The sequence below is a fragment of the Croceibacterium selenioxidans genome (assembly GCF_018599195.1).
GTDB classification, from domain to species: domain Bacteria; phylum Pseudomonadota; class Alphaproteobacteria; order Sphingomonadales; family Sphingomonadaceae; genus Croceibacterium_A; species Croceibacterium_A selenioxidans.
The window spans coordinates 1,542,247-1,554,715 of record NZ_JAHFVK010000001.1 but is presented as its reverse complement, the minus strand read 5'-3'; the positions used below and the strand labels follow the sequence as shown (position 1 = coordinate 1,554,715).

Below are 12,469 nucleotides of genomic sequence, written 5' to 3'. Positions count from 1 at the left end.
TCAGCGTGCCTGCCTTACTGGAGGCGCGTCGGGCGCGGATCCAATCGGTATGTTCCGCCCGTCGCCGAGCACTACCGTTTGAGCATAACCGTAAGGCCCGGTATTCCGCGAACGAAAGCCGGTGATCCGCACGCGCGTTCCCGCGCGGACGTCGGCCTTGGTAATGTGGCGCGCCTCCAAGATTCCCGGTGATCCGAATTCGAAGCCCCAGTTGGTTGTCGAACCGTCCTGGTTCTTAACGTCGAGATAGATCCAGCTGTGCGGGTTCACGAACTGCGACTTGGTCACCAGCCCCTCCACGGTGACCGGCCTTTGCACGTCGAATTCGGAGGAGAACGAATGGTGCGCGAGGGTTGCGGAGGGTACAAGGGCGACCGCGAGCGATAGGCCCGCAATCGCCTGACGGCGGTGTACTGGGTGTCTCATCGTTGTTCCTCATTTGCGCGAAAACTGCGCGAAGTTGTCCCTGAAGGCGCGCGCCAGGGCACCCGAGCAACGGGGTGCCTGGGTCGCGCAGCCTCGGAGGCGTGTAGCCTCTCTTGAGTTATTGCCGTGGGGAGTGACGCAGACCGCAGCGACGCGGTCGCAACGGACCGCCGCATCAAGAGCGGATCGGGGGGCAGCAGTTGGTCACTGCGGCCTGCGACAACCTGGCTACGAAATCCTAGTTATGCCCATCGTGTCACCTCTATGGAGGGAATTTGACACCGGGCGTGGCCGCCTGGGCATCGCGCTTTAGCTTTGGTAACGCGGAGCAAGCTGCTTCCCATCAAATGCCGCGGATCCAACAGGGTGAAGGCGAAGTTGGATCAATCCTCGCCGGCGAGATCGATCCAGCCGCATGGCGCGAATGTTCCCGTCGGCACACCGTGTGGCAAGGAGGGGCAAAGATTGAAACCGATTATCAGTAATTTGCATATGCCCGTGCGGAATATGTTCGCCGGTGCCGGCAACCAAGCACGCCGTCGCCACGCTCGGCGATCTACGTCGACGAGAGCTAAAATGAGTTGGCAGCTGCATGCCTGACGACGACCCATTGCGGACAAGCATCGATGCTATCATGCCGCCGAGATGCGTACCCGCAAAGCACCGCTGCCCAAGTTCGCTCCACAATCGTCTCACAAATGGAGGTCATGTTAGAGAGGCACTGTCGATTACGAACCGATACTTCACGTCGCTCTTGAGCATGCGCTCGTAGGCTTCGTTGATTTGTCCGGCTGGGATGAGCTCGATGTCGGACACGATTCCATGCTCCGCGCAGAAGTCGAGCATCTCTTGGGTCTCCGCGATGCCGCCTATGGTTGAACCCGCGATCGCCTTGCGCCCCATGATAAGGGTGAAGACCTCTGGCGAAGGATGGGGATGCCCAGGCGCGCCAACCAGGCACAGCGTCCCATCTCGCTTCAGAAGGGTGGTGTAGTCATCGAGCTTGTGACTCGATCCCACCGTGTCGAGGATGAAGTCGAATGTTCCGGCATGCTCAGCCATTTGGGCCGCATCTTTGGAGAGGATAACTTCGTCGGCGCCCAGGGCGAGGATGTCGGCTCGCTTGCTTTCCGATGTCGTGAACCCGACGGTATGCGCACCCAGCGCATGGGCAAGTTTGACCCCCATGTGACCGAGCCCGCCAATGCCCACGATCCCGACCTTCTGACCCGGCCCGACATTCCAGTGCCGGAGGGGCGAATAGGTCGTGATCCCCGCGCACAGCAGCGGGGCGACGGCAGCCAGATGCTCCTCGCCATGGGTCACCCGCAGGACAAACTTCTCGTCCACGACGATCTGATCAGAATATCCGCCAAGAGTGTGTCCAGGCGGGTCCTGGGTGGGCGAGTTGTAGGTGAGGGTGTTTCCCGTCTCGCAATACTGTTCGAGCCCCTCCGCGCAGGATGAGCAATGCTGGCAGCTGTCCACCATGCAGCCGACGCCGACAGTATCCCCGATGGCAAACTTGCTCACTGCTGCGCCCACGGCGCTGACATGACCCACGATCTCATGACCGGGCACACACGGGTAGATCGTGCCTTCCCACTCGCTGCGCGTCTGGTGCAGGTCGGAGTGGCAGATACCGCAGTAAGCGATCTCGATCTGGACGTCTTCGGGTCCAGGCTCGCGGCGCTGGATGACCAGCGGAGCGAGCGGCTGGTCAGCAGCGGTGGTGCCATAGGCTTTGACGGTCATGTTAAGTCCTTGACGTTGTCTTGCATGCCGAGGGCGGCGCCCGCGAGCGCTGCATCGAGGCTACGATCATGCGCGATCGTCAGTTCCACATCAGGTGACGCGGTTCTCGTTCACGCGGGTCGATTATGATCCCCCCGGGATGGGCAAGGCCCAAACGATACCGGCTGGAAACCGGGGGCGGCGAACGACCCAGTGCGGCCATTCGCTGTCAGGAAAGTATCCGCTCGCACGCTGACTTAGTTGACAGGGTGGAGCCCGTGAACTTAGTCGTTCGGCATGGGGTCGCGATCACCCCATGAGGCGACATGCTGAAGTATCGCGTCCTCTCATAATCACGGACGCACTATGCCCAGCCTAAACGCCATTACCGCCGAAAAACTGGTCCGACTGGTCGGGACACCCCACTGTCCGGTCATCCTCGACATCCGCTCTGACGTCCCGACCGACGGACAAGCAGTGCCAGGCTCCATCTTCCGCGATGTGAACGCCCTCGCCGAGTGGGTCGAAGGCTTCGCCGGTCGGGAAGTCATCGTGATCTGCGCCGATGGGCTGACGGACAGCCCCGGCATCGCCGCGTTCCTGAGGCATCATGATAGCGACGCGAGGATCCTCGAAGGCGGGTTCGAAAGGTGGGGCAAGCAGGGCCTGCCGCTGATCGACCTGAGCAAAGTGGTGAGATCGTCGGTTGATACCGGCTCGGTCTGGGTGACCCGCGCCCGTCCAAAGGTCGACCGGATTGCCTGCCCCTGGCTCATCCGACGGTTCGTCGATCCCCAGGCAGTGTTCCTGTTCGTCACACCGACCGACATCCCCGAAGTCGCAGAGAGGTTCGGGGCAACCCCGTTCGATGTCGATGGCGTCTTCTGGAGCCATCGCGGCGAACTCTGCACCTTCGATGTCATGGTGCAGGAGTTCGGCCTGGGATCGCTGGAGGCGCTCACGCGCTTAGCCCTGATCGTGCGCGGTGCGGATACGGCAAAGCCTGAGATCGCACCGCAGGCCAGCGGTCTGCTGGCAGCATCACTCGGGCTTTCGCGGATGTTTTCCGATGATCTCAGGCAGCTCGACGCTGGAATGCTGCTCTACGATGCGTTCTTCCGCTGGAGCCGCGATGCCGTCGACGAGACCCACGATTGGGTTTCTCACCAGCCGAAGCGACGCAAGGAGAAAGGCGGGAAGTAGTTCATGGCCGACTCCCTCCCAACGCGCGCTTCGGAAGACCCTGCTGCTCTGCTCGATGCAGTGCAGCTCTTGAAGCGACGGCCGCCCCTCACAGCCCACGGAGATCGGCACCCATGATGGACCTAACCCGCCGCACTGCTCTTGGAGGTCTGGCCGCAGGGGCGGTCGGTCTCACCCTAGGGACGGCACAATCAACGTCAGCACAGGAGCCACTCAAGATGGCAACTACCGCCCCCGCGTTCGCCGGCCAGCATCAGCCTAAACCCTTGCGCTTCGATCCGGCCAAACTCGACGGCCTGTCGGAACGCCTGATCCAGTCACACTGGGAGAACAACTACGGCGGCTCGGTGAAGACGTTGAACCTCATCGAGACCAGGCTCGCCGCCGCCGTCGCCGACCCTGATTACCCGCCGGCAGCTTACGGCGGTCTCAAGCGCGAAGAGTTGCTCCGCACCGGCTCCGTCGTGCTGCACGAAATCTACTTCGACGGCCTCGGCGGCAACGGCCAGTCTGGCGGGGCAATCCAAGAGGCCCTCACAATGCTTACCAAGCTGCTGGGAGAGTTCCTCACGCGCGAAGTCGAAGCGAAGCTGGAGGTTACTGACCCCGGCCTACTGGACGCGCTCAAATCAACGCTTGGGGACCTCTGGAAGCAGCGCTGTAGCTTCGCGCATGCTCACGTTGGTGCCAATGTCGCAACTCAACAGACCTTTCCAGCGCCCAGTTTCGTGAGCAATCAGCATCGGCTCCTGAAAAACTCGAAGCCGCCATAGCGTGTTGCATCAAACACCTGCCTCCTCAGGCTCGTCCTCGGCAACAGGGATCTCCATCAACTCGACATCAGCCTCTTCGGCCAGCCGACCAAAAAGACGATCAAGCTCATCATTTGCCTCACTGTCGAGACGCGCCGCTTCTTCTCTCAGCTGGCTGATCCTGCTTACCTGACCTTGAATACGTTCCAGACTGCCTTCTGCGCGCGGCAGCGGGATAGGGATGTCCTTCACGTCGTCAGGCTCGATATGGTCCTGATTGGTGCCATATACGTTTCTGAGGAGCAGCGTTTGCCCAATGGCTGACCGAAGGAACTGGTAAACGTAAGCCCGGCGTGCATCATCCTCGATCACAATCCTGATCATATTGTTGTTGCCCACCATCCCGTCGTGGAAGCCCGCCGCCATACCCACGCGTCCCAGCAACCTTCCGGCCGTGCCGCTATCCACGACGAGGATGTATCCAGACCGCAAGGTAAGCACTTCCATCTGCCTCAGTTGGGTAGGGGTTGCCTTCGCCAAATCGAGATGTTTGACGCTCTCGCCTCGTTCCTCAAAAAAAGCCTTCGGAGTGAACATCTTTACGATGCTCGGTCCTTCGGTCACTCCGTGGTCTGCAAAGGGCCGCTTGAACCGGGGGCCGTTGAACACCTGAGCGAAGTCGCCAAGTCGCTCTACTGCCCATTCCTCTGAGCCCGCGAGCTCAAGGACACTTGCCAAGGCTCGCTCTGCTACTGGCGCAAAACGAACCGGGTTAAAACGCATCTCTGGCGCATCAATGATGCGCGACAGCGGGACAGTCCACGCACCCTCGTAGCTGATCTCGCGACCTTGCTGAACGTCTATCCATGCGCGGCTTATGTCACCCAAATCGTGGTCGAGAACTGGTTGGCCAGCAACGAGCACGAGATCGCCATTGTCATTGGTCCGATGTATCTCACGCCCCATAGAGTCCTGCCCCACCTTCTGGCTGACTGCCATAAAGACCGGGTAATCATCTCCTCGCGAGAACGACGGGTTTGCCTTCTTTTCCAAAAAGAGAATTGCGGCCTTCGTTCCGTTGAAAGGTGCAAATGTATTTGGGTGACAGTTCACTACTCCAAGTAGCCTTGTTTGGGTCAGAACGTATTGCCGAGCTGGCAATGCATCCCTGTTGTCGAGGACGCCTCGCGCTATAACGATTGCAAGCCGGCCACCCGGTGCGAGCATGTCGATGCACCGTTCCAAAAAAAGAATTTCTGGTGGCACGCCCTCACCAGTATTTAGCTCCGAGGTTGGCTGAAGTAGGCCCTGCGTATCCGGTTCCCAAACATGCCCGAGAGAGAACCCCCGCAGCACATCACGATTGCGTTCGCGAAGGTCATGACTCGCGCCGAAGGGCGGGTTGCTCAAAATCCTGGTCGGACGAAGGCTTGGTTGCGCACTGGGCTTAAGGGGGAAGTTTTCTTCTATTTCACGCATATCGCGCAGAGCGTTCGCCCTGACGATGCCACCATGCCCGTCACCATTCAGGATCATATTCGTTTTGGCGACCCGCACGAGCCTCGGTGCAATGTCGGTTCCAAACAGGCGTTGGCTAACAGTTCGAATCTCCCGCTGTTTCGCAGCAGGGCTTCGATCAGACTGAAGTATGCGCCCACGCACGTAGCGCAATACCGCAATAAGAAAGCCGCCAGACCCGCATGCTGGGTCATAAATAGTATCTGTCTCAGACGGGTTTAATATCTCAACCATCATGTTTACGACGAGACGATTGGTAAAAAACTGGCCTCTCGCTCCTTTCAGATGCGCTGAAACGTAGACCTCAAATGCTGTGCCTATGACGTCATATACTTGTTCTGTTTCATCATCGGCCAAAAACCGAAACGGCTGCAACTCATTTATTACAACCGCGAGGTTGCGATCTCCGATAGTAATCTCTTCCGTAGGCGGAAAAACGTCCGCATGATCGCTGCGCACTTGAGCAAAGAGATCTCGCACGCGCTGAGCAGCCTCATGCTGACCTTCGGCTGAGCTGAACTCGTCGGGAGTGCATCGAAATTGGCAAAGCTCACCAACGTTTTGCTCATCACGGTATTTCGCCAAGATGATGCGAACCATGTCTACCGCGACATCTTCGGAGTCCAAACCCGCTCGGTAGATCGCATTGTGGCAACGTTGAAAGACGTGCTTCAGTTCTCGGGGCGGTCGAAGGTCCCTCTTCCGGTAGTGGCCAACGGTGTCCCACGTCTCGCCTGTTCGTGGAATGTTTGTCCACTCTCGAAGCTCAAGGCGAGGCTGCTCTACCCGTCGGAAGTAAGAGATTTCTTCGCCGTTGAACCAGACACCTCCAGATGAAGAACTGGAGCAAACATAGGAAACAAGCTGTCGATGTCCATCAGTAATCGTGGGAGCCTTGACCTCGACAATGAGCCATATTTGGCCTTGATCCCTAGCTGCCGCGGCTTCGGGAGAATTATATACTACTATATCAGCTTGCTTGGTCTCATGTCCTATGTTGATGGGTGCCTCAAAAGCCATGTGACTCCGCTGATAGCCATATTCTTCGACAAGAACTCGCGCATAATACTGCCGAACACGCTCTTCAGGACCGTCGGGGCGAGTCGTCTCTGGACGGAGAAAATCTACGATGCGTCCGTTGGCGGCCAAATCAACCGTCAGTTCGCTGATCAGATCTAGCCTGGATCTTACGTCGGCCGTGGTAGACATTACTTAACTCCCCTCGCCACGTCGGCGCGCAATCTCGCTATATCGTCGGGTTGGCAAATCAACAGGAGAAGCAAAGGAAATTGCGGCAAGCGATTGTTCTTTGCTACAGCGCGGCCAACGACGTTTGTTACAGCACCGAAAAAATTATCACGCCTTTTCAAGGACAGAAAAGGTTGGTCGGGGAGACAGGATTCGAACCTGCGACATCCTGCTCCCAAAGCAGGCGCGCTACCGGACTGCGCTACTCCCCGACCGGGGCGCCTCCCTATGGGTGCCGCTGGCTTGGCGCAAGTCAAAAGCCGATACGACTGGGTGGCACGGGAAAATGGTGGGCCCGGCAGGATTCGAACCCGCGACCTAGCCGTTATGAGCGGCCAGCTCTAACCGCTGAGCTACAGGCCCGTGCACCATGGGCGCCGCGGCGAGGTAGCTTGGTGCCGGGGCGCTGGCAAGTCAGGGTATTAGCGCTGCACCGACTTGAGAATTTCGGCGACCGAGGTCGGCGCCACCTGGCGCTGTTCGAGGTACGAGAAAATCCGGCGCCACCAGTCGTAAAGGTTGGCGAGATCCGCCTCGTCGCGGACATAGGGCGTGTGTCCCGGTTGGAGCGAAGGGCTGTGGAAAGACAAGACCAGCAGCCCCAGTCCGTCGTCGAGAGCAATGTCGATTCCGCGGATCGCCTCCTCCACCGCGATGCCTTCGGGCGTCAGGGGAATGCGCTCTAGCATACCCGTGCGGGCCAAGGCGCCAAGCAGACGCGGAGCGCGAGCGAGGGCGGAATGGAGCCAGTCGCCCTGTCGCCTCAGCATGCCCCAGTAGACCGTGGTGAGGGGCAGCTCGAGCAAGGTCCGTTCGTCGTCAACCCAGTAGGGGGCGAGCGGGTGCCGCCCGTAGTCGGCGCCGCCGCTCGCGGAATAATCGAACTTGGCCCTGACCGAAGTGTCCAGCGCGATCCCGTGCCGAGAAAGCATCGCCGCGCTGTTCGGGCCGAGGCCGTAGCGGCCGGCGCGGTAGATTCTGGGTTCGGCAGCGAAATTGCGTTCGATCGCTTCCTTCAGAGTTCGAAACTTGGCTTCTTCAAGTTCTGGGGGGAGGTTGCCGGCAAAGGAGTTGTGCTGACTAACGTCTTCCACAAACGGGGGATTAACCCATGGGTGGAGCTGGATGCCCACCTCGGCCTTGCCCGCAGCCAGGGGGGCTCGCAAGATTTCGGCCGCAAGAGCGGACTGCGCGATCGGCCAGTCGACCAGGTAGACCGGCACCACGCCCTCCGCCTCGCAGAATTGCTGGAACCTCGCCAGCTCGGGCACGTGATCGAGCCCGTGCCGGTCGCGGGTAATGGGCTGGGTCCAGTCGAACTCTTCCTCGGTATCGACCGTCAGCAGGAAGCGGCATCCGAAAGCGGAATCGAACCGCGCATTCGCTGGTCGCGCAGGCGGATCGATCATCGATCGCATGATTGAGCTGTCCCCCTCGGTGGCGGTCGATCCGCCTAGATCCTTCTATCGAGGGTAATCCGCGCATCGGTCAAGCTTGGCAGCACGAGCTCCAGTCGGTCTTCCCGCCGCGCGAGCTCCCCGCCAGCGGCCCTGGCTTCAGCGCGCGCAAGGCGGAAGGTGAAGCCGCTGCCGAACATTCCGGCCGATACCGCGCGAGGCTGCGCCGTGGCCGTGGCGGCGAACAGGTCGCTATCACCCATCATCGAGCCGGGTAGGTCGATCTCCATCGTCACGTCTCCGGATCGGCCGATCAGCGTCAGATCGATAATCTCGCCGGGAGCCAGCGCACCGGCGAGAGTGGCGAGCAGCCGCCAGACCAGCTGCAGCGCATCGCTGCGGTCGAGGCCGACAGTGAAGTCCGTCCCCTCGGCCTCGAACTCGATGCGAGCGCTGCGCTGACGCAGTACCCCATCGAGCCGGCGGAGAAGTTGGTTCACCACTTCGCGCAAATCGCACTGGCCGCTTTCGAACTCGAGCGCACCCGACTCCAGCCTGGCGAGGCGGTCGATCTCGTCGAATCCGGCCATGATCCGCGCCGCATCGACGGCGACGGCGGCGGCGAGGGCGCGGTATTCGTTGGGTGTTGTGCCGAACATCTGCTGCTGAATCATCTCGGCAAAGCCTTGGATCGCGTTGGCAGGCGTGCGCAATTCGTGGAGCAGCTGCCGCATCCGATCGCCCGTCCCGGCCGCCCTGGCTGGAGCGGCGGCGGGAGCAGACGTCGAGGCCAGCACCGGCAGAGGCCGTCGCATGCGGCCATTATAACCTGTGAACCTTCCCTCATCCGGCGAGAACACCGGCGTGGCGTCGATCCGCCATTCGCCGGCGATCTCGGCGGTGCCTTCAAGGTTTAGGGACGCGCCGCGCAACGGCAGACGCCTGAGCATGGTCCTGGCCCCGGCATCGTCGAGCACGGCCAGTGCGTCGGGCCGGGCAGGGCCCAGCGTGAGACCTACGACCATCGGCGCCATCGCCGGATCGGCCCAGGTGATTACACCCTGTGCGTCGGTAGAAAAGTCGAACGCGCGGCCGTGGCGGAAGTGCTCAGGATCGTAATCCCGCCCGTCCCCTAGCGGCAGGCGCGGAGCGGTGGGACCCTTGCGCTTGGCGTTCTGGAAGGCCTCGATCCGGCGAACGAGGGCACCGATGCCGGGGTCTTCAACCTGGGTATCGGTTTCGATCCGCTCGGGTTCCGGAAGGACCAGGTCCTTCACTCCCAGCCGGTCGAGAACCCGCCTCGCGCCCGGCGGAAGCTCGCGCCGGTGGCGCAGGAAGCCGCGAGCGGTCAGCGGCAGGCGCGGGATCAGCTCGACCCACTCGCTGTCGGTCAACTGGGCCGTGGCCATGACCGCCGCCGCAGCCTGGGGTTCTGACTGCGCCAGCCAGGCCACAAGGCGGGGGTTGCGCAGCCGGAGACCGGGAGACCTGAGGATGGCGGATTGCATCGCCGCCGGAAGCTCGTCCGCCAGATCGCCCAACCGGGCATAGGCCGATTCGGTGAGCTGACTTGGCGCGTCGGCGGGCATGCTGCCCAAGAGGTCGAGCAGTTGCCGGTACTGCGTACGGGCCGCCAGCTCGCTCTGCGCCGGAAAGCGCAGCACGGTAGCAAGGCGATCGTCGAACAGCATGGGCGCTCCGGTAGGCGTGGACAGTCCCACGCAGCAATACGCAGACTGCCACTTAGCGACACTTTTCAAAGGTGGAACCACGAACGCATCGTGCGTTGCAAACCGGGACAATTGCCGTCATAAACAATAATATTACGGGATTGCCGTGGTGTGCGGCGCATAATTACACTCATGGTTAAAAGGGGGGCGGCATCCGGCTTAATGGCAACGCTCGACTCAATCGATCGCCGGCTCCTGGCCGAACTGCAGGCCGAAGGCCGCATCACAAACGTTGACCTTGCCAGCCGTGTCGGTCTGACCGCTCCGCCGTGCCTTCGCCGGGTCCGCGCGCTCGAGGAAGAGGGGGTCATCCGGGGCTACCACGCCGATCTGGATCCCTCGCGCCTCGGCTTCACCATCACCGTCTTCGCCATGGTCAGCCTAAAGAGCCAGGCCGAAGAGGACCTCCGCGCGTTCGAGCAGCATATCAAGGGGCTGCCCGAAATCCGCGAGTGCCACATGCTGAACGGTGAGATCGACTTCATTCTCAAGATCGTCAGCAAGGACCTGCAGAGCTTTCAGGAGTTCCTCACCAGCAAGCTCACTCCGGCGCCCAACGTCGCCAGCGTGAAGACGTCGCTGACGATCCGCACAGCCAAGAACGAACCGGGCGTACCGCTGGAATAGCCGAATTCCTTCTCCCCTAGGGAGAGTGAGGAGTGCCGAGGGGCGCGGTGGGTGAGGGGCCGTGGAGCTCGCGCCTGAACACCCTCACCACCCCTCTCACGGAGGGAGAGGTCGCAAAGACGATTCACTCGACCGCAATTATGCTCTAGCGTGCTGAAAAGCTTTGGGAGAGGTCCGCACATGAGAGGTCGCGCGCTTATCGCCGCCGCAGCGCTGGCATGTATGACGCCAGTTGCCGCCGAGGCGCATCACTCGTTCGCCGTCTATTTCGATTCGACCAAGGACGTGTCGATCACCGGCAAGGTGACCTCGTTCCGCTTCACCAATCCTCACGGAACTGTCGTGCTCGACGTCACTGACGCGCACGGCAAGGTGAGCGAATGGCGGGCGGAGACCAATGCGCCCGCGGTGCTGCAGCGGCGCGGTTGGACACGGGACAGTATAAAGGTCGGCGAGACGATCACGATCGAGGGCTGGCCTTCGCGCGACGGCAAGCCGTACATGCGCCTGCGCCGTGCCGTTCATCAGGACGGAAGCCTGGTCGGGACGGCCCCGTTCGGGCAAGCGGACCAGAGCTGATGCGGATGGCCATCCTTGGCGCGGCGCTGCTCGCGCTGTCCGCGCCCGCTTTCGCCGAACCCGACCTGACGGGGTTCTGGAACCTGAGCTTCGAAGCCGGCGATCCGCCTGCTGACCTCGTGGCCAAGCTGCCGCCCGACACGGTGATCATCGCGGACACCGGCGTGGTCGAATTTCCCGAGGGTGAATACGGCGGCCTCAAGCTCAAGCCCGAGGCACTGGCCAAAGCCAAAGCCTGGAAGCCGGCGGACGAGATGACCTTGTCGCGCGTCTGCCTCGCCCCCTCGATCGTCTATGCGATCCAGGGGCCGTTCCCGTTCGAAGTCTTCCAGACGCCCGAGCTGATCGTGTTCAAATACGAATATTTCGATCAGGTCCGTCTCGTGCACATGGACGGCCGCAGCCACCCGCGGGCCGATGCGCCCCACTCGAAAATGGGGCATTCTATCGGTCATTGGGAAGGCGACGAACTGGTCGTCGACACCACCCACATCGCGGCCTCGACGATCACCAACAATGGCCTCGACCACAGCGCCGACATTCACATGGTCGAACGCTATCGCCTGAGTCCGGACGGCAAGCGGCTGATGGCAACCCAGTGGTTTGAGGATCCGGCTGTGCTCGACAACAACGGCGCGCGCTTCATCCAGTGGGCGAAGCAGGCGGGACAATATGTCTTCCCGTACGAGTGCGACCCGGCCTTTGCGCTCGAATACCAGGAGGCGGGGAAGGCGGGGCAGTGATGCCGGTATGCGATGGCGTGTATGTGCGCGCGGCTGAGCAGCAAGATGCCGACGCGGTCGACCAGCTATTTCTGTACCTGGACCAATTCCATGCGGAGGCCCGGCCAGATCTCTTTCGCGTGCCATCGGATAAGCCACGCGGCGAGACCTTCCTTCAAGCCGTCCTGGAAGATCCCCGGCAACATGTTCTGGTCGCGGTGAGGAATGACGAGGCCGTTGGCTTTGCGCATGTCATCCTCAAGCGTTTGCCTCCCGGCAATCCGCGTGTCGAAAGGCAGTACTCGGAAATCGACTCGATTGCCGTTCACCCTTCTGCGCAAAGGCTTGGAGCCGGTCGTGCCCTGCTCGAAGCGGCCCTGAACTGGGCTGCGTCAAACGGGGTCCACGACCATCAGGTCGCCGTACACGACTTCAACCGAGCCGCCCGCAGATTGTACGAACGCCTGGGTTTTGCTCCGTCAGTTACGTTGCTTCGCCAAAAGCTCTGAATGGCCGCAAGGGGTGGAAAGCGG

At 61.2% G+C, this 12,469-nt stretch carries 11 protein-coding genes and 2 tRNA genes; 6 read left to right on the top strand and 7 right to left on the bottom strand.

All coding sequences use genetic code 11. The annotated features are described in order from the left end of the window. Both KK137_RS07580 and KK137_RS07575 read right to left on the bottom strand, forming a co-directional pair. Complete coding sequence (locus tag KK137_RS07580) at nucleotides 1-426, bottom strand: DUF6152 family protein (RefSeq protein WP_214535530.1); 426 nt, start codon at nucleotides 424-426, stop codon at nucleotides 1-3. Between the two features lie 705 nt (nucleotides 427-1,131). Next, nucleotides 1,132-2,181 carry an NAD(P)-dependent alcohol dehydrogenase gene (locus KK137_RS07575; protein WP_214535529.1) on the bottom strand — a complete coding sequence of 350 codons (1,050 nt, stop codon included), beginning with the start codon at nucleotides 2,179-2,181 and terminating at the stop codon, nucleotides 1,132-1,134. Nucleotides 2,182-2,526: 345 nt separating this feature from the next. Here KK137_RS07575 and KK137_RS07570 point away from each other — a divergent pair, with 345 nt between their 5' ends. Next, the gene (locus tag KK137_RS07570) at nucleotides 2,527-3,363 is read left to right on the top strand and encodes a chromate resistance protein ChrB domain-containing protein (protein ID WP_214535528.1); all 837 of its coding nucleotides are present in this window, start codon (nucleotides 2,527-2,529) and stop codon (nucleotides 3,361-3,363) included. Between the two features lie 218 nt (nucleotides 3,364-3,581). Then, nucleotides 3,582-4,136, top strand: a complete 555-nt coding sequence (locus tag KK137_RS16575) for a hypothetical protein (protein ID WP_250893616.1) — start codon at nucleotides 3,582-3,584, stop codon at nucleotides 4,134-4,136. 9 nt (nucleotides 4,137-4,145) lie between these two features. Here the strand turns inward: KK137_RS16575 and KK137_RS07560 are convergent, their stop codons facing one another. The 5 genes from KK137_RS07560 to KK137_RS07540 form a co-directional block, all read right to left on the bottom strand. Continuing rightward, on the bottom strand, nucleotides 4,146-6,842 hold the full coding sequence (locus KK137_RS07560) for an N-6 DNA methylase (protein ID WP_214535527.1): 2,697 nt from the start codon (nucleotides 6,840-6,842) through the stop codon (nucleotides 4,146-4,148). Between the two features lie 174 nt (nucleotides 6,843-7,016). Continuing rightward, nucleotides 7,017-7,093, bottom strand: a tRNA-Pro gene (locus KK137_RS07555). Between the two features lie 75 nt (nucleotides 7,094-7,168). After that, nucleotides 7,169-7,244, bottom strand: a tRNA-Ile gene (locus tag KK137_RS07550). 59 nt (nucleotides 7,245-7,303) lie between these two features. After that, nucleotides 7,304-8,299: a polysaccharide deacetylase family protein gene (locus tag KK137_RS07545; protein WP_420829314.1), complete on the bottom strand. Its 996-nt coding sequence runs from the start codon at nucleotides 8,297-8,299 to the stop codon at nucleotides 7,304-7,306. A gap of 35 nt (nucleotides 8,300-8,334) precedes the next feature. Continuing rightward, nucleotides 8,335-9,969 carry a histidine kinase dimerization/phospho-acceptor domain-containing protein gene (locus KK137_RS07540; RefSeq protein ID WP_214535526.1) on the bottom strand — a complete coding sequence of 545 codons (1,635 nt, stop codon included), beginning with the start codon at nucleotides 9,967-9,969 and terminating at the stop codon, nucleotides 8,335-8,337. A gap of 201 nt (nucleotides 9,970-10,170) precedes the next feature. On the opposite strand from KK137_RS07540, the gene KK137_RS07535 reads away from it, so the two are divergent. The 4 genes from KK137_RS07535 (at nucleotide 10,171) to KK137_RS07520 (ending at nucleotide 12,445) form a co-directional block, all read left to right on the top strand. Continuing rightward, complete coding sequence (locus KK137_RS07535; protein WP_055920287.1) at nucleotides 10,171-10,635, top strand: Lrp/AsnC family transcriptional regulator; 465 nt, start codon at nucleotides 10,171-10,173, stop codon at nucleotides 10,633-10,635. 180 nt (nucleotides 10,636-10,815) lie between these two features. Next, a complete protein-coding gene (locus KK137_RS07530) occupies nucleotides 10,816-11,214 on the top strand; it encodes a DUF6152 family protein (RefSeq protein ID WP_214535525.1) in 399 nt (132 codons plus the stop codon). Continuing rightward, nucleotides 11,214-11,957, top strand: a complete 744-nt coding sequence (locus tag KK137_RS07525; protein ID WP_214535524.1) for a hypothetical protein — start codon at nucleotides 11,214-11,216, stop codon at nucleotides 11,955-11,957. Before KK137_RS07530 ends, KK137_RS07525 begins: the two co-directional genes overlap by 1 nt. After that, the gene (locus KK137_RS07520) at nucleotides 11,957-12,445 is read left to right on the top strand and encodes a GNAT family N-acetyltransferase (RefSeq protein ID WP_214535523.1); all 489 of its coding nucleotides are present in this window, start codon (nucleotides 11,957-11,959) and stop codon (nucleotides 12,443-12,445) included. Before KK137_RS07525 ends, KK137_RS07520 begins: the two co-directional genes overlap by 1 nt. The last annotated feature ends 24 nt before the right edge of the window (nucleotides 12,446-12,469 follow it).

Bases quoted from the DNA above. Each gene is read 5' to 3' on its own strand.
- KK137_RS07580 (WP_214535530.1), bottom strand. From the start codon at position 426: ATGAGACACCCAGTACACCGCCGTCAGGCGATTGCGGGCCTATCGCTC.
- KK137_RS07575 (WP_214535529.1), bottom strand. From the start codon at position 2,181: ATGACCGTCAAAGCCTATGGCACCACCGCTGCTGACCAGCCGCTCGCT.
- KK137_RS07570 (WP_214535528.1), top strand. From the start codon at position 2,527: ATGCCCAGCCTAAACGCCATTACCGCCGAAAAACTGGTCCGACTGGTC.
- KK137_RS16575 (WP_250893616.1), top strand. From the start codon at position 3,582: ATGGCAACTACCGCCCCCGCGTTCGCCGGCCAGCATCAGCCTAAACCC.
- KK137_RS07560 (WP_214535527.1), bottom strand. From the start codon at position 6,842: ATGTCTACCACGGCCGACGTAAGATCCAGGCTAGATCTGATCAGCGAA.
- KK137_RS07545 (WP_420829314.1), bottom strand. From the start codon at position 8,299: ATGCGATCGATGATCGATCCGCCTGCGCGACCAGCGAATGCGCGGTTC.
- KK137_RS07540 (WP_214535526.1), bottom strand. From the start codon at position 9,969: ATGCTGTTCGACGATCGCCTTGCTACCGTGCTGCGCTTTCCGGCGCAG.
- KK137_RS07535 (WP_055920287.1), top strand. From the start codon at position 10,171: ATGGCAACGCTCGACTCAATCGATCGCCGGCTCCTGGCCGAACTGCAG.
- KK137_RS07530 (WP_214535525.1), top strand. From the start codon at position 10,816: ATGAGAGGTCGCGCGCTTATCGCCGCCGCAGCGCTGGCATGTATGACG.
- KK137_RS07525 (WP_214535524.1), top strand. From the start codon at position 11,214: ATGCGGATGGCCATCCTTGGCGCGGCGCTGCTCGCGCTGTCCGCGCCC.
- KK137_RS07520 (WP_214535523.1), top strand. From the start codon at position 11,957: ATGCCGGTATGCGATGGCGTGTATGTGCGCGCGGCTGAGCAGCAAGAT.